Raw genomic sequence first — 17985 nt, forward strand, 5'->3', positions numbered from 1 at the left:
GAAGAGCGCGGTGCCGCAGGGACGGCTACGGGTGGGGAAAGCGTGACGGGCAGAGTGGACAGGTGGCTTCGGCAGCCGTTGCTGGCGGAGCAACCCGCAACGGCAAATCGCCGCGCCCGGTGGATCCTGCTGCTCGTCTGGCTGGCGATCACCCTCGTCATCGCGGTCAGCCACGTGCCTTGGCGCGACGAGGCGCGGGCCTGGTCGCTGATGCTGATGGGCTCGTCCTGGCCCGACATGTTCCGCACTGTCCAGGGCGAGGGCCATCCCTACCTGTGGTATATCCTGCTGCGCGCCGGTCACGACCTGTTCGGAGCGCCCGAGGTGCTGCGGGTCACCGGGCTGGTGATCGGAATCGCGGCGGTCGCGTTGCTGGTGCTGCGCGGGCCATTCCGGATCGGCATGCTGGCGCTGCTGATCTTCAGCCTGCACCTTGGGTTCGAATATACGGTGCTGGCCCGAAACTACGGCATTTCCGCCTTGATCATGCTGCTGATCGCCGCCTTCTGGCCGCGCATCCGCGACAAGCTGTGGCTGGGCGTCCTGCTCCTCCTGCTGTGCAACACCAACGTGCCAAGCGTCTTCTTGGCTGGCAGCTTCGCCTTCTACCGCATGATCGAGCTGTACGAAGCGCAGCCCAGCCTCAAGGCGCCTGCGTGGCGCCGCTGGCTGTTAAACGTGCTGCTGCTGCTGGCCGGCACCCTGCTGTGCTTCCTTGCCGTCTATCCACCCGCCAACGACGGTGCCGCCAGCGCCGCCGCGGCACCCTTCACGATCCCAAATTTGCTCGGCGCCCTGTTCACCGCCGAGCGGTCGTTCATGGCGATCGGTTTCGGCCGCGGATCGCTGACCGGGGCGGTGGTGGTCCTGTTCAGCCTGCTGGCGTTTCTTGATCGCCGCAAGGCACTGGCCACCGCCCTGCTGGCGCTGGTCTGCCTCAAGCTGTTCTTCTTCTTCGTCTATCCGGGCTACTACCGGCACTCGTCGCTGTTCTTCATCTTCATCATCGCGCTGGCCTGGATCGAGGCGGACAAGGGGTGGCTGCGCGAATGGAAGACCGAAGCGCCGCGGCTGGCGCTGATGGTGGGGACCACCGCCTTCACCATTTTGATGGCGATGCAGACCACGCGCTACCTGCGCTACCCGATCGAGAATCTGATCACCGGCAAGCCCTATTCGCACGCCGCCGAGCTCGCCCGGATCATGAACCGGCCCGAGCTGCGCGGCGCGATGCTGATGATCGACCCCGACACGATGGGCGAATCGGTCGTCTACCAGACCGGCCGGCCCTACTGGCTGATCCGCCAGGACCGCCCGGGCCGGATCACCCCTCTCTCGCTGTCGGGCAACAAGCGGCTGACGCTCGACCGGCTGCTGCAGCAGGCCCAGGCAGTCAGCGCACGAACCGGGCGACCGGTCGTGATCGCCCTGGCGCTCGATCTTGAGCGGACCCGGTCGGGTGCCTACGACATGATGTATCAGGATTATACGTTGCTGACGCCCGGCAGCGTCGACCGCTTCCAGGCGGCGACGCGCAAGGTGGCTTCGCTTCGGCGGGGCGGAGGCGACGAGGATTATGACGTCTACATCTACCCCCGCTGACCCCGGGGTTGGCAGCGGCTGGAACTCGATCAGGCCGGAGCCGCTGCTGGCGCCGCGCGGGACACCGCCGCTGTGGCAGCGCCTGGTCCTGCTCGGCGCCTGGGTCGTCCTGGTCGGCTGGCTCGCCTCGCTCCACGTCGTCTGGCGCGACGAGGCGCGGGCCTACGCCTTTGCGATCGGCGGCGACACCGTCGTCGATATGCTCCGCGGCCTGCGCGGGGAGGGGCACCCGAGCCTCTGGTACCTGATCCTGCGTGCCGGGCACGAGCTGACCAGCGCGCGCGAGGTGCTGAGCGGGGCCGGGCTGCTGTTCGGCTTCCTTGCCGCCGCCTTGTTCGCGCTCAAGGCGCCGTTCCGCCTCTGGGTGCTGTTCGCCACCCTGTTCAGCGCCTTCTTCGTGATGGATTACACCGTTATCGCCCGCAACTACGGCATCGCGGCGCTGCTGATGTTCGCCATTGCGGCGTGGTGGGAGCGGATCAAGGACAGCCTGTGGTTCGGGCTGCTGCTGTTCCTGCTCGCCAACGTCAACGTGCCGGTGCTGATCCTGGCCGGAGCGCTGTTCCTGTTCCGTGCGCTCGAGGTGCTCGGAACCTCGCCAAGCGAACGGCGCGGCGAGTGGGCGCGGCTGGCGGTCAATGCCGTTCTCGCGGCGAGCGGGGCACTGGCCTCCTTCCTGACCGTCTATCCGCCCTTCAACGACGCCGCCGTCGGCCTCGACAAGCGCCCGCTCACCGCCTGTAACCTGGTCCGTGCCATCTTCCACCAGAAGACCTTCGTTCGCGACCTCGGCATTCCGTGGCCGGCGCAGACCATCAGCCTCGTCTTCATAACCGGCAGCCTGCTGGTCTTCGCCCGCCACAAGCGCGCCTTGATCGTCGCGGTGCTGGCCTTTTTCGCGCTGAAATTCTTCTTCTTCTTCATCTACATGGCCTATCTCAGGCACATCGCGCTGTTCCTCGTCTTCCTGCTCGCGCTGGCCTGGATCGTGGCGAAGGAAGGCGGGGAAAAGTGCCTGCCCGCGTCGCACTGGCGGTCGAAGGCGGTGCCGGTCGGCAAGTGGATGCTGGTGCTGCTGCTCTCCGTCCAGGTCGTCACCCTGCTGCGCAAGCCGGTCGCCCAAGCCGTCATGGGCGTGCCCTATAGCCGCTCTGCCGACCTCGCCGCGTTGATGGAGCGGCCCGATCTGCGTGACGCGCTGCTGATCGTTGATCCCGACATGGTCGGAGAAGCGGTGGTCTATTACCGCGGCGGCAAACCGCTGTGGCTGCTGCGCCAGTCTCGTTTCGGCAGCTGGGCGCCATTCAGCAAGAACGGTCGCGGCAACCTTACCCTGGACGACATTCTGGCCGACGCCCGGCTCCTCAACGGCCGCACCGGCCGCCCGGTGGCAATCGCGCTGCAACGGCCGATTGGGGAGGACGGCGACTTCCAGATGATGTTCCAGAACCGCACGGCGATCACGCCCGAGGGAAGGTCGCGCTTCCTTGCCGCCACCCGGCCGCTAGTCAGCCTGCGTCCGGCGCAGACCGACGAGGAATATGATGTCTATCTCTATACACGGGGCGCAGCCGGCCGTGGGAGATGAGTCCGATAGCTGGGTGCGCCAGCCACTGATTGCCGCGCGACCACCCTCGTCGAACCGGGGCATCCGCGTCCTGCTATTGCTGGCGTGGTTGGCGACCACCGGCTGGCTCGCCTGGCATCACGTGCCTTGGCGCGACGAGGTGCGGGCCTGGTCGCTGACCTTGATGGCCTCGAACTTGTTCGACCTGTTCCGCGTCGTTCACGGCGAAGGTCATCCCCACCTGTGGTACGTCCTCCTTCGCGCCGGGCATGAGCTGTTCGGGGTGCGTGAGGTCTTGCCCGCGCTTGGGCTGGCGATTTCCGTCGCCGCCGCCGCGCTGCTGGCGCTGAAGTCGCCTTTCAGGATCGGGATCATCGCCCTGCTGCTGTTCAGCCAGCACCTCGGTTTCGAATATTCGGTCGTGTCGCGAAACTACGGCCTGAGCGCGCTCATCCTGTTCGTCATCGCGGCCAGCTACCAGCGCGCGAAGGACGGGCCGTGGTTCGGCTTTCTTCTCCTGCTGCTCTGCAACAGCAATGCGCCAAGCGTCTTCGTCGCCGGGGCGCTCTATCTCTACCGGATGGTGGAGGTGTGGTTGGAGCGGCCCGCCCTTCGCTCACGCACCACGGCGATGTTGGTGGCCAACGGCGTGCTGCTTTCGGTCGGCGTCCTGCTCTGCTTCCTCGCCATCTATCCGCCGGTCAACGATGCGGCGGCCGCTGCCAACCGCGTGCCCTTTTCCGCCGCCAACCTGCTGGCAAGCCTGTTCGACGCCGAGCGCTCTTTCGGGGCGCTTGGCTTTGACAACGCCTTGTTCGCCGCCAACATCTTCATGGTCCTGGCCCTGCTCGCATTCTTGCGAAGCAAGCCGGCGATCATCGCGGCCGTGGCCGCCTTCCTCACCTTGAAGACCTTTTTCTTCTTCGCCTTTCCTGCGGCCTATCGTCATGCGGCGCTGTTCCTGATGTTCCTCGTCGCCCTGCTGTGGATCGAGGCCGGCAAGCGGGGCGCGCGAACGGGTGGGCAAGTCGCTGGTGCCGGCACGCTCGCGCTGGTCGCGGCTTGGGGGCTGGTCGGACTGCTGGCGATTCAGACCATCCTCTACCTGCGCTGGCCGGTCACCGCGACGATCGAGGGCAGGCCATGGAGCCACGCGGCCGACCTCGCCGCCCTGGCCGCCCAACCCGAAAACGCGGGCGCGGTGATGATCTTCGATCCTGATACGCTCGGCGAATCCGCGGTCTATTTCAGTAATCAGCCGTTCTGGCTGATGCGGCAGGGCCGGCCTGGAACGCTGGCTGCATTTAGCAGCACCGGCCGGCGGCATCTCGGGCTCGACGATTTCATCGCAGCCGCCGCGACGCTCCACGGCACAAGCGGACGGCCGATCCTCATCGTCCTCCAGCGCGACCTCAAGACCGTGGCGCCCGGCCGCTACGACGTCATGTACGGCGACACCACGACCTACACGCGAGCTAACATCGACCGCTTTCGCACGCAGACGCGCCAGGTCGGGTCGTTCCGCCGCGCCTATGGCGACGAGAAGTACGACGTCTACCGTTATCCGCGCTGATCAGCCGCCGAGCGCGCCCATCTCGGCGCGGATGCGGATGGTGAGCACGATCGCGTTGAGGATCGAGAAGATCAGCGCCACCTGCCACAGCCCGAATACCAGCGGGAGCACGGCGATCTCGCCGATCACCACCAGGTAATTGGGGTGGCGGACGAAGCGGAACGGTCCGCCGGTGACCAAAGGAGCATTCGGCAGGACGATGATCCGCGTGGTCCAGCGCGGTCCCAGCGTCCGCAGCACCCACAGGCGCCCGGCCTGGAGGAGCAGGAACAGCCCGAACAGCAGCCAGTGTATGTCGCGCCCCGGGGCCAGCCAGAACAGGGTGGCAAGCCAGCCGGCGTGGACCGCGACGATCAGCGGGTAATGGCCGGGCGCATGCTCATAGGCGCCGGCGGCCAGCAGCCGCGCGGTGTTGGCGCGCGCGATCTGCAGTTCGGACAGGCGCTGCAGCACGACGAAGAACAGGATGGCATAGGCCGGCCAGTGCGGATCGCTCATGCGCGCTCCAGGGTCAGTGCGGCGCAGGTGAAGCCGGGACCGAAGGCGGTCATCAGTGTCCGCTCCGGCAAGCCGCGGGCGAGCAGCAGCTCGGCGACGAACAATACGGTCGGCGCGCTCATGTTGCCATGGTCGCGCAGCACCTCGCGCTCGAGGTCGAGGGAGCCCTCGGGCAGTTCCATGGCCGTCTCGATCGCGGTGATCACCTTGGCCCCACCGGGGTGCGAGCAGAGCCGGTCGATGTCGCCGCGGGTCAGCCCCATGTCGCCGAGGATGCCGTCGATCGCGCCCGCCAGCTCGGCGGTGACGAAGGGCGGAATGGCGCGGTCGAACACCACGGCGAGGCCCGGATCCTCGACCCGCCAGCCCATGATGCCGAGCGTGTCGGGCCATAGCCGCTCGCCCGCCGCGCCGATGATGGCGGGCCCGTCGCCGGCGGTGGAGACGATCGCCGCCGCCGCGCCGTCGCCGAACAGCGCGGTCGCGACCAATGCGGCGGGGTCGTCGGTGTCGAGCCGGATCGAAATCGAGCAGGTCTCGACGCAGACGAACAACCAGCGCGTGCCCGGATCGGCCGCGGCGAGACGCGCGGCTGTGGCCAGCCCGCTGATCCCGCCCGCGCAGCCTAGCCCGAACACGGGCACCCGGCGGACGTCCCCGCGGAAGCCCATCCGCGGTGCGACGCGGGCTTCGAGGCTGGGGGTCGCGATGCCGGTGGTCGACACGAACACGATCCCGTCGATGTCGGCGGGGGCCAGTCCGGCCCGGTCCAGCGCGCCCATCGCCGCTTCCTCGAACATCCGCTCGGACGCCTCCAGATAGAGGTTGTTGCGCGACTGCCAGCGGTGGTCGCCGCCATACCATTCGATCGGGGCGACGATGTTGCGGCCCTCGATGCCGGCATTGTCGAACACGCCCGACAACCGGTCGTAGAGCGCCTTGCGCCCGGAAAAGAGTTCGCGGCCGGTGTCCTTGGCTTCAGCCTGGCTGATGCGATGCGGAGGGACTGCAGTGGCGAGGCTGAGAAGGGTGACGGGCTGCACTAAGGGATGTGCTTCCTATATCGAGGATGCGGACTACAGAATATCGGGATGTAACTCGCCGCGGAGGTTTTAGGATGCGATTTGGTACTCTTCAGGGCGTGATGGCCTTTGGTCTAGCTCTTTCCTCGTGCGGGTCGGCCGCCTTGCCGGCGCAGGACCAGCCGGCGGAAGGCAGCCAGCCGTTCAAGGTCACCCCGGTGGCGAGCTTCGATACACCGTGGGCGATGACCTTCCTGCCCGGCGGGAGCGAGGCGCTGGTCAGCGAAAAGGACGGCCGCCTGTGGGTAGTGAATGCCGATACCGGCGCCAAGACCGCCGTCTCGAACGCACCCAAGGCCAAGGTCGCCGGGCAGGGTGGCCTCGGCGACGTGGTGGTCGGCCCGCAGAACCGCATCTACCTGAGCTACGTGGAGGGCGGTGACGGCGACACCAGCGGCGCGGTGGTCGGCTATGGCCGGCTGGCGCGGAGCGGAAGTGCCTATGCGCTGCAGGACTTCAAGATCGTCTGGCGGCAGGCACCCAAGGTCAGCGGCAACGGTCACTTCTCGCACCGCATCGCCTTCGGGCCCGACGGCGCGATGTACTTGACCTCGGGCGATCGCCAGAAGTTCCAGCCGGCGCAGGAGACGACCGGCAACCTCGGCAAGGTGCTTCGCCTGACGCCGGAAGGCCAGCCGTTCCCCGGCAATCCGTGGGCGGCAAAGGGCGGTGTGCAGGCGCAATTCTATTCGATCGGCCATCGCAACCTGCTCGGCATCGCCTTCGCCCCCGACGGGCGCCTGTGGGAGCATGAGATGGGACCGCAGGGCGGTGACGAGGTGAACCTCGTCCTGCCGGGCAAGAATTACGGTTGGCCGGTGGTGTCCAACGGCTCCAACTATGGCGGCGGCGACATTCCCGATCACCCGACCCGGCCCGAGTTCGAGCAGCCCAAGGTATGGTGGAACCCCAGCATCTCGCCGGCCGGCCTGATCGTCTATTCGGGCGATCTCTTCCCGCAGTGGAAGGGCGACCTGCTGATGGGCGGCCTGTCGGGCGAATCGCTGATCCGGATCGACGTCAATGGCGACCAGGCGAGCAAGGCCGACCGCTGGAAGATGGCCCGCATCCGCGAGGTGGAGCAGGGGCCCAAGGGTGAGGTCTACCTGCTGGAGGACAGTGGCAGGCTGTTGCGACTGACCCCGGCCTGAGGACATGAAAAAAGGGGCGGCCCCGCATGGAGCCGCCCCTCTTTCATCGTGAAGCGCGCTTAGACGTTCTTGGTACGCTTGCCGCGCAGGCTGTTCAGCAGCGCCAGGCCGAAGATCCCGGCAGCGGTGTAGCTGGCGGCCTTGTTGTTGTTCACGAAGTCGCGAACTTGGCCGAAGCCCTTACGCACCTGGCCCGAAAGTTGGTCGGTGGCGCCGTCCTGCTGCAGCTTGGTGTCGCCGGTGACGTCGCCGAGGCCGGCCTTGAAGTCACCCTTGGTGCGCGTGGTCTCGCCAGCGATCGTGTCGATGTTCATGTTGCTTCTCCAGAAATGGGGTTGCCGGCTCAACGCGCGACCGCGGTCCAAGTGCCGCCCGTGTTTGCAGTGGCGGCATCATCTGCCAAAGACCCGGCCGTGACCTTCCGGACCTCTCACCTGCTCGCCGCCTTTCCGCTTGGTATTCTCTCTGCGCTGGCGTTTGAGCCGGTCGGCCTGTGGCCGCTGATGCCGCTCGCGTTCGCGGCCCTTGCCATGCTGGTCTCGCGCTGTGGGAGCATGGGCAAGGCACTGCTCACCGGCTGGCTGTTCGGTGCCGGTCAGTTCGTGCTCGGCCTCAACTGGATCGCCACCGCTTTCACCTACCAGGCGGCGATGCCGGGATGGCTGGGCTGGGTCGCGGTGGTGCTGCTGAGCCTTTACCTCGCCGTTTATCCAGCGCTCGCAACCGGGCTGGCGTGGCGTTTCGGGCAGCGCTCCCCCATCGCCCTGGTACTGGCGCTTGCGGGCGGATGGGCGCTTGCCGAGTGGCTGCGGGCGACCATGTTCACCGGATTCGCCTGGAACCCGGTAGGCGTGACCCTGCTCGACACCTTCTGGCTTGGCAGCGCGACGGTGATCGGCACCTATGGCCTGTCGATGCTGGTGGTGCTTTTGGGCGGGGCCATCTTTCTGGTCTTCGCCAAAGCGCGGCGCAGCGCCGCCATTCTCGCCACCCTCCTGCTAGGGCTTGGCCTGCTTGCCTTCGCGACCCGCACGGCTCCCCAGGTCGCCGCTGGCAAGTCGATCCGGGTGGTCCAGCCCAATATCGGCCAGGAAGACAAGTGGCGCGAAGGGCTTGAGGAGGAAGCCTTTCGCCGTCTGACCAGCCTGTCCGTGTTGAAGCCGGGGGCCCGCCCGACCTTGTTGCTCTGGCCTGAAGTGGCCGTGCCCGTCGCCTTCCAGATCGAAGGTCCGCCGCCGCCCCGCCGGACGGCCGGACTGCCGCCGGCACGGCGCGCCGGACAAGTTCTCCGGCCAAGCTCGGACCTCCTCGTCACCGGTGCCTTTTCACTGGTGGTCGATGGTCAGGCCAATTTGGTCGGAAGCACCAACAGTGTGATGCCGATCACCGCCGACGGCCGCATCCTCGGCCGCTACGACAAGGCCCATCTGGTGCCCTATGGTGAATATCTCCCGATGCGGCCTTTGTTGTCGGCGATCGGCCTCAGCCAACTCGCGCCAGGAGTAGGTGACACGCTGTCGGGCCCGGGCCCCCGCAACCTGGCGCTGCCTGGCTGGGGCACGATGGGCCTGCAGATTTGCTACGAGATCATCTTCTCGGGCCAGGTCGTCGATCCGAACAATCGGCCTGATTTCCTGTTCAACCCGTCCAACGACGCCTGGTTCGGCAGTTGGGGTCCGCCGCAGCACCTCGCCCAGGCCCGGCTTCGCGCCGCCGAAGAAGGGCTGCCGGTAATTCGCTCCACCCCGACCGGGATCAGCGCGGTGATCGATGCCAATGGCGCGGTCTCGGCCAGCCTGCCGTGGCGCACCGCAGGCGCGATCGACGCCGAGCTGCCGCTGGCCAAGCCGCCCACGCTCTTTTCCCGGATCGGCAACCCGCTCCCGCTGGGCCTTGCCTTCCTGCTGCTGCTGTTGGCGGTTGGCATGGACGCGCGGGGTCGCTACAGGCAGCACATATAAAGCTATCTTTATATCCTTATATCCGCTTCCAGACGTGCCGGAGTCCCATGCGCCAGTCCTATCTCTTCACCTCCGAATCCGTTTCCGAAGGCCATCCCGACAAGGTCGCCGACCAGATCAGCGACGCGATCGTCGACCTGTTCCTGTCCAAGGATCCCGAAGCGCGCATTGCCTGCGAAACGCTGTGCACGACGCAGCTGGTGGTGCTTGCCGGCGAAATCCGCGGCAAGGGCATCTACGAGAATGACCAGTGGGCTCCGGGCATCCCGGAAGAAGTCGAGCAGGTCGTTCGCGAGACCGTGAAGCGGATCGGCTATGAGCAGTCCGGCTTCCACTGGGATCAGCTCGAACTGATCAACAAGCTGCACGGCCAGTCGTCGGAAATCGCGCAGGGCGTGGACGCCACCGGCAACAAGGACGAGGGCGCGGGCGACCAGGGCATCATGTTCGGTTACGCCACCGACGAGACCCCGGATTACCTGCCGGCGACGCTCTACTACAGCCACAAGATCCTCGAGCGGATGGCCGCCGACCGGCATTCGGGCGCGGCCCCGTTCCTTGAGCCTGACGCCAAGAGCCAAGTGACCCTGCGCTACGACGATGGCCGTCCGGTTGCCGCCACCGCGATCGTGGTGTCGAGCCAGCACGCCAAGGGCTACCACGAAGGCCAGCCCGAGGCTGAGCTCAAGGCCTACGTTCGCAAGGTCGTCGCCGACATCCTCCCGGCCGATCTGCTCAGCGACGAGACCGTCTACCACATCAACCCGACCGGCGCGTTCGAGATCGGCGGGCCCGACGGTGACAGCGGCCTGACCGGGCGCAAGATCATCGTCGACACCTACGGCGGCGCGGCGCCTCATGGCGGTGGCGCCTTTTCGGGCAAGGACCCGACCAAGGTCGACCGTTCGGCCGCCTATGTCGCGCGCTACCTTGCCAAGAACATCGTCGCGGCGGGCTTCGCCACCCGCTGCACGATTCAGTTGTCCTATGCGATCGGCGTCAGCGAGCCGCTGTCGCTCTACGTCGACACGCACGGCACCGGCACGGTCGGCGACGACCAGCTGGAGCAGGCGATCGGCAAGATCGAGCGCCTCGGACGCCTGACCCCGCGCGGCATCCGCACCGCTCTCGGCCTCAACAAGCCGATTTACGCTCCGACGGCCGCCTATGGCCACTTCGGCCGCAAAGCCGAGGGCGATCTGTTCCCGTGGGAGAAGACCGACCTCGGCGACGAGCTGAAGTCGCTGGTCGGCTGATCCTGCAGCTATCCGACCGACGGCACCGGGGCGAGCTTGCCGAGCCCCGGTGTCGGCGCTCGGCTTCGGCCAAGCGACCAGTTCGCCTGCATCCGGACCTGCGGATTGGGGACGCACCAGATCTCGCCGCCCTCGTCCATTGCGACCACCCACAAAAGGTCGAATTCGGGACCATAGTCGATCACGGCCATGGCTTGTCCCTTGGCGCGATCGGCGACGTGGATGGGAAGGGGCGGGGAGAGTTGCCTGAAGCTCATGTCTCAACAACGTGTCTGGCGCACTTCAGGACTCGACGTGACCCAAAGTCCCGGTCCGCTCAGCGCCGGTCGCGGCTGAACTTCCGGTCTGTCGCCGGCTGATCCGGGAGCCCGGCGCCGCCATCGCCGGGGCCGCCGCGATCCTGCACACCGACCCGATGCTTGTAGACCAGTTCGCCGCCGAGCCATCCCGAATAGGCAAGGATCACCACGCTCGCGAGGCTGAGCCATACCCCCAGGGTCCCGACCTGATCGGTCCCGCCGGTCAGCCGCGCGACGAGGTTCACCGCTTCCAGCGTCATCACCACGATGTTGGCGATCATATGCCGTGTCGCGGCGCCGATCCGCTTGACCCGGTCGTCGCCCAGATAATCGGCCATGCCCGCGGCCGCCGCCAGCAGGGCGGTGAGCAGCCCGGCCCCAAGCAGCCAGTTGCTCGCCGTCGCCCAGCCGCCCTCGCGGGTGGTCAGCCACATGATGTCGGTGACCAGCACGCCGATGAAGCTGACGATGGGGAACGGGATCAGCAGCGGATGGATCGGATGGCCGCCGATCTGCGCCGTGCTTCGGGGGTTATCACCGTTCATTGCGCGTCCTTCGTGCCTCACCTGTTGCCGCCTGAACGCGGGCGAGTAAAGGCAGGTCCATGACCGCCTTCAAGTCCGGTGATCCGACCACCATCAATCGTCTGTACGGCCGTTCCAGCGGGCACAAGCTGCGGCAGGGCCAGCAGGAACTGATCGACAAGCTGCTGCCACAGATCAGCGTGCCCGCCGAGGGCGAGATCAGTTCACGAATCCTGTTCGGCGACGACCGTCCGCTGCACTTCGAGATCGGGTTCGGCTCGGGCGAGCATCTCGCCTATCGCGCCGACCTGCTGCCCGACCACGGCTTCGTCGGCTGCGAGCCGTTCCTCAACGGGGTCGCCACCGCGCTCGGCCACGTCCGCGACGGGCCGCTGGGCAATGTGCGCCTGCACATGAACGATGCGCTGGAGGTTCTGCGCCGGGTTCCCGACGACAGCCTGCTGATGCTCTACCTGCTCCATCCCGACCCCTGGCCCAAGGCGCGTCACGCCAAAAGGCGGATGGTCAACGACGGGCCGGTCGACCTGTTCGCAAGCAAGCTCAAGCCCGGCGGAGAGCTGCGCATCGCGACCGACCATCCGGTCTATCTCGACTGGACGCTGATGATCATGCAGCGCCACACCGACCAGTTCGACTGGCTGGCCGAAAAGCCGTCCGACTTCCTCGACCCGCCGTCGGGCTGGATCGAGACCCGCTACGGAGCGAAGAGCCGGCGCGAGGGGCGGCGGCCTTATTACCTGCGCTACCGGCGCCGCTGAGGCTCAGGCTTCGGCCAACTCGGTTCCCTCGGGCGCATGCAGCCGAAGCCGGATCATCTTGCGCTCGTCGGCCTCGACCGACTCCAGCCGCCAGCCGCTCGGGTGCGCGATGCTTTCGCCCGGCTCGAGGATCCGCCCGGCAAGCAGGAAGGCGAGGCCGCCCAGCGTGTCGACCTCGTCGTCCTCGGCGATCAGCCGCGCATCGACCGCGTCGGCAAGTTCTTCGAGTTCCAGCCGCGCGTCGGCTTCCCACAGCCCATCGTCGAGGCGGGCGAGAAGCGGCTGCTGCTCCTCGTCATGCTCGTCGTCGATGTCGCCGACGATCTCCTCGACCACGTCCTCGATGGTGACGAGGCCCTCGGTCCCGCCGAATTCGTCGATCACGACCGCAAGATGGATCCGCTCGGCCCGCATCCGCGCGAGCAGGTCGAGCACCCCCATGCTCTCGGGAACGTAGAGCGGCAGGCGCATGATCTCCTCGACGCTCTTGCGCTCGGTGGCGTCGAAGTAAGCGTTGAAGACGTCCTTGATGTGGACCATCCCGATGATCTCATCGAGGCTTTCGCCGGTGATCGGCAGGCGGCTGTGGCCGGCATCGGCGAATATCTTCGCCAGCTCTTCCATGCTGCTGCCATGCTTGGCCGAGATGATCTCGCCGCGGGTGACGCAGATGTCGCCGGCGGTGCGATCGCCGAAGTGCAGCAGGTTCTTGAGCATCTGCCGCTCGAGCGGGCTGAGGTCACCCTGCTTGGGTTTGTCGTCCTCGGCATCGTCGATCGCTTCCTCGATCTGGTCGCGCAGCGTGGTCTCGCCGTCGTCGCCGAACATCAGACTGCGAAGCCCGCGCCACAGGCGCGAACCATTGTCGGGCTGGGTGGCCATCAGGCGGCCACCTCATAGGGGTTGGACAGGCCCAGCCGGGCAAGCGCACGAACCTCGCGCGCTTCCATGTCCTCGGCGGTGTCGTCGTCCATATGGTCGTAGCCCAACAGGTGAAGGGTGCCATGCACCAGCAAATGGGCGGCATGATCGGGCAAGGTCAGTGCCTTTTCCTGGGCCTCGCGGGCGCAGGTCGCGCGGGCCAGCACGATGTCGCCCAGCATCAGCTCGGGCCCCGGGGTAGCAGCCCCGTCCAGTTCGTCGGGCTCGGCCTGGGGAAAGGACAGGACGTTGGTTGGCTTGTCCTTGCCGCGCCACTCGGCGTTCAGGGCCTGCACTTCCTCGTCGCTGGTGAGCACGATCGACAGTTCGACTGGCCGCGCGGCCTGAGCCAGACCAGGAAAGGCGCTTTCGGCGATGGCGGCCCGGGCCGCGGCTTCGGCAAGCCGCGCCCAGTCGGTGCTACTGTCCCAGTCGTCGTCGGCGTCGAGGCTGATGTCGAGGCTCAATTCCCGGGTCCCTCATAGGCTTCGACGATCCGCCCGACCAGCGGATGGCGGACCACGTCGGCGGCACTGAACCGCACCGTCGCCAGCCGCGGAATGCCTTCGAGCTTGGTGACCGCATCGGCCAGCCCACTCTCCACGCCCCGCGGCAAATCGGTCTGGTTGGGATCGCCGCAGATCACCATCCGGCTACGCATGCCGAAGCGGGTGAGGAACATCTTCATCTGCTGCGGCGTGGTGTTCTGCGCTTCGTCGAGAATGATGAAGGCGTCGCTCAACGTCCGGCCGCGCATGAAGGCGATCGGCGCAATCTCGATCTCGCCGCTGGCGATCCGCCGCTCGACCTGCTCGGTCGGGAGCATGTCGTAGAGCGCATCGTATAGCGGCCGAAGATAGGGATCGACCTTTTCCTTCATGTCGCCGGGCAGGAAGCCCAGCCGCTCGCCGGCTTCGACCGCCGGGCGCGACAGGATCAGCCGGTCGACCTGGCCGCCGATCAGCATCGACACTGCCTGGGCGACGGCGAGATAGGTCTTGCCGGTACCCGCCGGCCCGAGCGCAAAGATCATGTCGTCGCGCGCCAGCGCCTCCATGTAGGCGGTCTGGATCGTGCTGCGCGGAACGATGGTCTTCTTGCGGGTGCGGATCATCACCCGGTTGGGGTTGCTCGACGGCGCTTCGGCATCCGGCACGATCCCGTCGAGCTTGCGCTGGGCGCCCATTCCGATCACGCTTTCGACCACTGCCAGGTCGACGTCCTGACCAGCGTCTAGCCGGCTGTAGAGGTCGACCAGCACTTCCTTGGCGCGGGCCGCGCTGTCGGGCTCGCCCTCGATCTGCACGCGGGTTCCCCGCGCGGCGATGTTGACGCCGAGCCGATCCTCGATCGCGACCAGGTGACGGTCATATTCGCCGAACAAGGGCCCGAGCAGGTAAGGCTGCTCGAATTCGATCTCGAGTCGAGCGCGGGTGGGGTCGTCCACGGCGCGGAGGTCGGGGCGCTTGGGCATCTAGCGGCGTAAAGCCATGGGGTGCGTCATCGTTCCCGAATGTAGTGCGTGCGGCGGCAGAGTCACGCGGCCTGTTTGCTGTTTCGCGCGAGAAGCTCACCGGCCAGGCTGTTGGGCAGCGCGGCGGTCAGGCGCACGTCGACCATATCGCCGATCTTGGCGTCGGTCTCGACGAACACCGACTGCAGCCAGGGCGACTTGCCGATCATCTGGCCGGGCTTGCGGCCGACGCGGTCGATCAGGATGCGGGTTTCGGTGCCAACCTTGGCGGCGTTGAAGCGGCGACTCCCTTCCATTACCAGCGCCTGCAACCTCTGCAGCCGCTCGTCCTTGACCGGCTCAGGCACCTGGTCGCCCATTGTCGCCGCGGGGGTGCCGGGGCGGGGGCTGTACTTGAAGGTGAAGGCCGAGGCGTAGCCGACTTCCTCGACGATCCGCAGCGTGGCCGCGAAATCCTCTTCGGTCTCGCCGGGAAAGCCGACGATGAAATCGCCCGACAGCGCGATCGCGGGATTCGCGGCACGGACCTTAGCGATCACCCGCAGATAGTCGGCGGCGGTATGGTGGCGATTCATCGCCTTGAGGATGCGGTCGCTGCCGGCTTGCACGGGCAGGTGTAGGTAGGGCATCAGCTCGGGCACCTCGGCATGGGCGGCGATCAGGTCGTCGGCCATGTTGATCGGGTGCGAGGTGGTGTAGCGGATCCGCTCCAGCCCCGGCAGCGGCGCCAGCTTGCGGATCAGGGTCGCCAACGTCTCGCTGCCATCTTCCCAGGCATTGACGTTTTGCCCGAGCAGGGTGAGCTCGCGGGTGCCGCCTTCGACCAGCTGCGCCGCTTCGTCGAGCAGGTCGCCGATCGGCCGGCTGATCTCGGCGCCGCGGGTGTAAGGCACCACGCAATAGGTGCAGAACTTGTCGCAGCCTTCCTGGACCGACAGGAATGCGGATACCCCGGCGCGGCGGCGGCGGGGGAGTGCGGCGAATTTGTCGAGCGGCGGCAGATCGGTGTCGACCGGGCGCCCGCCCGCTTCGACCTCGCGCAGCATCTCCGGCAGGCGGTGATAGGCCTGGGGGCCGACAACCAGGTCGATCGACTTGGAGCGGCGCTTGGCCTCCGCGCCTTCGGCCTGGGCGACGCAGCCGGCCAGCGCGATCACTGGGCGCGAGCCGTCCTCGCGGCGCAGGCGCCCGACCTCGCTATAGGCCTTTTCAGCGGCCTTTTCGCGAATGTGGCAGGTGTTGAGGACCACCACGTCGGCGTCGGCGTCGGCGCCCGGGGCCGCCGGGGTCATCCCCTCGGCGCCGAGCAGCTCAGCCATGCGCTCGCCGTCATAGACGTTCATCTGGCAACCGAAGGACTTGATGGCGAAAGTGCGCGGGGCGGTCATGGCGCCGGGCCTATACGCCGCCCGGCCAGAGTAGACCAGCCGAAGTCAGGCCGCCGCCGCCGCCGGCTCGGGCACCACGCCCAGCGCGGCGCTGATCGCTCGCTGCGCTGTGGCCGCCAGCGCCTTGCGGTCCTGCCCGGGGGCGAGCGGGTCGAGGAAATGAAGCGTCACCTCAAGCCTTCCCTTCCGGCCAAGCAGGCGAAGGAAGTTGGCCTGGCCGGTTTCGCCCGCCGGCCAGCCATAGGCCGCGGCAAGAGGGCCATAGTCGACCGCCACCGGCTGAACCGTCAGCGGGACCAACGACTGCTCGGCGATCTTGAGCAGGGCAGGGCGGAACGGCAGCATCTTCCCGTCCGGGCCGACGGTGCCTTCGGGGAACAGGCACAAAGGTTTGTGGCTGCGAAGCGCCTCGTCCATCGCGCGAAGCTGGTCGCCGATGCTGCCGCGCCGCTCGCGCTCGACGAACACGGTGCCATTCTCCTCGCACAGCCAGCGCATGAATGGGTGGCCGCGAAGCCCGTCCTTGGCGACGAAAGCGCAGTCGGCGGCCCCGGCCAGCATCGGAATGTCCAGCCAGCTGACGTGGTTGGCGACCATCAGGGTGGAGCCCGATGGCTTGGGCCCGATGGTGCGAACGCGGGCTCCGGCGAGCCAGCCCACACCGCGCAGCAGGCGCCGCGGCCAGGGCGATGGGCCGAAACGGCGCACGAGCAGATGGAGGCCGGCGCACACCGCCAGCCACAGCGCCATGGCAAGCAGGAGGAACACGGCGCGCAGGGTCATGATCGCCCGTCGCCGCGGACTCGACCCGGTGTCGCGCTGCACATGCGGAGGGCCGGGTAAGGAAAAGAAGCGGGACCCCGGGTCAGGCCCGGGACAACGCGAAGCGGCACAAGACCCTTAGCGGTCGCGCTCAAGCGGGACGCCGTACAGCTCCAGCCGGTGGTCGACGAGCTTGAAGCCAAGCCGTTCGGCGACCCGGGCCTTGAGCAGCTCCAGTTCCTCGTCGTGGAACTCGACCACCCGGCCGCTCTCGACGTCGATCAGATGGTCGTGATGCTCTTCGCTCACCGCCTCGTAGCGCGAGCGGCCGTTGCCGAACTCGTGGCGCTCGAGAATGCCGGCCTCCTCGAACAGGCGGACGGTGCGGTAGACGGTGGCGATGGAGATGTTGGGATCGATCGCCGAGGCCCGCTCGTGCAGCGTCTCGACGTCGGGATGGTCGGCGCTTTCGGAGATGATGCGAGCGATCGTCCGGCGCTGCTCCGTGATCCGCAGCCCTTTTTCGGCGCAGAGCGCTTCGATGTCGATCTGGCGGTGCATGGGGTGCGATTACGGGAGCGGAGGCGGGGCGTCTAGGCCCCGCCGCCACGAAACGACTACTTGGCCACGCGGGTGCCGCGCTTGCGCTTGGTGCCGAGGCCGATGCTCTTGGCCAGCGTCCGCCGCTGCTCGGCATAGTTGGGCGCGACCATCGGGTAGTCGGTCGCAAGACCCCACTTCTGGCGATATTGGTCGGGGGTCATGCTGTAGTGGGTCATCAGGTGCCGCTTCAGCATCTTCAATTTCTTGCCGTCTTCCAGGCAGACCAGGTAATCGGGCTTGACCGAGGAGCGGATCGGAACCTTGGGCTCGAGTTTCACTTCGGGCTCGGGCGCCTTGCCGCCAAGTCCAGACAGGGCACCATGCACGTTCTGGATCAGTTGCGGCAGGTCGTTGACCGAAACGCTATTGTTGCTGACGTGGGCCGCGACGATGTCTGCGGTCAGCGTAATCAGGGTTTCGGCACTCTGTTCATTATCTATCACTCTTAGTCTCCCACTGGGGGACCGCAATTCGGCACGGTCTCAGAAAGCCGCACGATAGTATCATTGGTTACGCTTCAATAACAAGTGTAATGGCACTGCAGC

At 66.9% G+C, this 17985-nt stretch carries 19 protein-coding genes; 7 read left to right on the forward strand and 12 right to left on the reverse strand.

From position 1 onward, the window contains the following. The first annotated feature begins 54 nt into the window (after positions 1 to 54). From M1K48_RS00640 to M1K48_RS00650, 3 genes are read left to right on the forward strand one after another with little or no spacing between them, the layout of a single operon-like run. The gene (locus M1K48_RS00640; RefSeq protein ID WP_249503968.1) at positions 55 to 1602 is read left to right on the forward strand and encodes a hypothetical protein; all 1548 of its coding nucleotides are present in this window, start codon (positions 55 to 57) and stop codon (positions 1600 to 1602) included. Next, positions 1577 to 3190, forward strand: coding sequence for a hypothetical protein (locus M1K48_RS00645; RefSeq protein WP_249503969.1), 1614 nt, complete (start codon positions 1577 to 1579; stop codon positions 3188 to 3190). Before M1K48_RS00640 ends, M1K48_RS00645 begins: the two co-directional genes overlap by 26 nt. After that, complete coding sequence (locus M1K48_RS00650) at positions 3180 to 4742, forward strand: hypothetical protein (protein ID WP_249503970.1); 1563 nt, start codon at positions 3180 to 3182, stop codon at positions 4740 to 4742. Before M1K48_RS00645 ends, M1K48_RS00650 begins: the two co-directional genes overlap by 11 nt. Here the strand turns inward: M1K48_RS00650 and M1K48_RS00655 are convergent, their stop codons facing one another. After that, entirely contained in the window at positions 4743 to 5240 is a 498-nt protein-coding gene (locus tag M1K48_RS00655) for an isoprenylcysteine carboxyl methyltransferase family protein (protein WP_249503971.1), read from the reverse strand. It abuts the gene before it with no gap. Then, on the reverse strand, positions 5237 to 6283 hold the full coding sequence (locus tag M1K48_RS00660; protein WP_249503972.1) for a type III polyketide synthase: 1047 nt from the start codon (positions 6281 to 6283) through the stop codon (positions 5237 to 5239). The genes M1K48_RS00655 and M1K48_RS00660 overlap by 4 nt, the downstream gene beginning before the upstream one ends. A 74-nt stretch (positions 6284 to 6357) precedes the next feature. On the opposite strand from M1K48_RS00660, the gene M1K48_RS00665 reads away from it, so the two are divergent. After that, entirely contained in the window at positions 6358 to 7473 is a 1116-nt protein-coding gene (locus tag M1K48_RS00665) for a PQQ-dependent sugar dehydrogenase (protein WP_249503973.1), read from the forward strand. Positions 7474 to 7532: 59 nt separating this feature from the next. On the opposite strand, the gene M1K48_RS00670 is transcribed toward M1K48_RS00665, so the two are convergent. Continuing rightward, entirely contained in the window at positions 7533 to 7787 is a 255-nt protein-coding gene (locus tag M1K48_RS00670) for a CsbD family protein (protein WP_249503974.1), read from the reverse strand. Between the two features lie 99 nt (positions 7788 to 7886). Between M1K48_RS00670 and lnt the strand changes: the two genes are divergently transcribed. Together lnt and metK are read left to right on the forward strand one after the other, a co-directional pair. After that, the gene (lnt, locus tag M1K48_RS00675) at positions 7887 to 9434 is read left to right on the forward strand and encodes an apolipoprotein N-acyltransferase (RefSeq protein ID WP_249503975.1); all 1548 of its coding nucleotides are present in this window, start codon (positions 7887 to 7889) and stop codon (positions 9432 to 9434) included. A 47-nt stretch (positions 9435 to 9481) separates the two neighbouring features. After that, positions 9482 to 10690 carry a methionine adenosyltransferase gene (gene metK, locus M1K48_RS00680; protein WP_249503976.1) on the forward strand — a complete coding sequence of 403 codons (1209 nt, stop codon included), beginning with the start codon at positions 9482 to 9484 and terminating at the stop codon, positions 10688 to 10690. An 8-nt stretch (positions 10691 to 10698) separates the two neighbouring features. Here metK and M1K48_RS00685 read toward each other — a convergent pair whose 3' ends face one another. Both M1K48_RS00685 and M1K48_RS00690 read right to left on the reverse strand, forming a co-directional pair. Then, positions 10699 to 10881, reverse strand: a complete 183-nt coding sequence (locus M1K48_RS00685; RefSeq protein WP_319941185.1) for a hypothetical protein — start codon at positions 10879 to 10881, stop codon at positions 10699 to 10701. Between the two features lie 125 nt (positions 10882 to 11006). Further along, positions 11007 to 11534 (reverse strand): DUF2231 domain-containing protein, encoded by a 528-nt coding sequence (locus M1K48_RS00690; protein ID WP_249503978.1) that lies wholly within the window; start codon positions 11532 to 11534, stop codon positions 11007 to 11009. Between the two features lie 59 nt (positions 11535 to 11593). Between M1K48_RS00690 and trmB the strand changes: the two genes are divergently transcribed. Continuing rightward, a complete protein-coding gene (gene trmB, locus M1K48_RS00695) occupies positions 11594 to 12292 on the forward strand; it encodes a tRNA (guanine(46)-N(7))-methyltransferase TrmB (RefSeq protein WP_249503979.1) in 699 nt (232 codons plus the stop codon). Positions 12293 to 12295: 3 nt separating this feature from the next. Here trmB and M1K48_RS00700 read toward each other — a convergent pair whose 3' ends face one another. From M1K48_RS00700 to M1K48_RS00730, 7 genes are all read right to left on the reverse strand, one after another. Next, the gene (locus M1K48_RS00700; protein WP_249503980.1) at positions 12296 to 13174 is read right to left on the reverse strand and encodes a hemolysin family protein; all 879 of its coding nucleotides are present in this window, start codon (positions 13172 to 13174) and stop codon (positions 12296 to 12298) included. Continuing rightward, positions 13174 to 13680 (reverse strand): rRNA maturation RNase YbeY, encoded by a 507-nt coding sequence (gene ybeY / locus M1K48_RS00705; RefSeq protein ID WP_249503981.1) that lies wholly within the window; start codon positions 13678 to 13680, stop codon positions 13174 to 13176. Before ybeY ends, M1K48_RS00700 begins: the two co-directional genes overlap by 1 nt. After that, entirely contained in the window at positions 13677 to 14687 is a 1011-nt protein-coding gene (locus M1K48_RS00710) for a PhoH family protein (RefSeq protein ID WP_249503982.1), read from the reverse strand. The genes ybeY and M1K48_RS00710 overlap by 4 nt, the downstream gene beginning before the upstream one ends. A gap of 62 nt (positions 14688 to 14749) precedes the next feature. After that, on the reverse strand, positions 14750 to 16075 hold the full coding sequence (gene miaB, locus M1K48_RS00715) for a tRNA (N6-isopentenyl adenosine(37)-C2)-methylthiotransferase MiaB (RefSeq protein ID WP_249503983.1): 1326 nt from the start codon (positions 16073 to 16075) through the stop codon (positions 14750 to 14752). Positions 16076 to 16120: 45 nt separating this feature from the next. Further along, the gene (locus M1K48_RS00720) at positions 16121 to 16858 is read right to left on the reverse strand and encodes a lysophospholipid acyltransferase family protein (protein ID WP_249503984.1); all 738 of its coding nucleotides are present in this window, start codon (positions 16856 to 16858) and stop codon (positions 16121 to 16123) included. Between the two features lie 117 nt (positions 16859 to 16975). Then, positions 16976 to 17398 (reverse strand): Fur family transcriptional regulator, encoded by a 423-nt coding sequence (locus M1K48_RS00725; RefSeq protein ID WP_249503985.1) that lies wholly within the window; start codon positions 17396 to 17398, stop codon positions 16976 to 16978. Between the two features lie 56 nt (positions 17399 to 17454). Beyond that, the gene (locus tag M1K48_RS00730; protein ID WP_406696928.1) at positions 17455 to 17883 is read right to left on the reverse strand and encodes a MucR family transcriptional regulator; all 429 of its coding nucleotides are present in this window, start codon (positions 17881 to 17883) and stop codon (positions 17455 to 17457) included. Positions 17884 to 17985: the final 102 nt, after the last annotated feature.

This window comes from Sphingomonas glaciei, assembly GCF_023380025.1.
Taxonomy (GTDB): Bacteria; Pseudomonadota; Alphaproteobacteria; order Sphingomonadales; family Sphingomonadaceae; genus Sphingomicrobium; species Sphingomicrobium glaciei.